Raw genomic sequence first — 311 nt, 5'->3', positions numbered from 1 at the left:
GGCAAGAAGGTTTTGATATAGCTGGTCAATCTTGCCTTTTCCCCAAAGGCAAAAGCACGGGTGACATAAGTGGCTGTTTTGTGAATCTTCCCCGCAATCAATTGAACAGGAGCAAACAAAACAGGTGAGAGCTTCTCTGTGCCTTTAAGAATGGCGCGAAGCTTGACTTTTTCACTGATATATTCGGTCAGACTGAGCAATTGAAAGGGCAGCAGTTGATAAACTGTGCCATTATTGCGTTCAATCTCAAACACAACAGAACAATCGCTTGAAGGCAATTCAATGGCTGCACGCACCTGCAAATCAGAGCA

General features: G+C 44.4%; 1 pseudogene. It reads right to left on the bottom strand.

What is annotated here, in order from left to right:
* A pseudogene (locus BN202_RS09135) lies at positions 1–311 on the bottom strand (DUF4815 domain-containing protein); the annotation flags it as partial.

It is taken from the genome of Bartonella florencae, from assembly GCF_000312525.1.
In the GTDB taxonomy this organism is placed as follows: Bacteria; Pseudomonadota; Alphaproteobacteria; order Rhizobiales; family Rhizobiaceae; genus Bartonella; species Bartonella florencae.
Note: the sequence above shows the minus strand (reverse complement) of the source record. Positions and strands in the feature narration are given on the sequence as shown.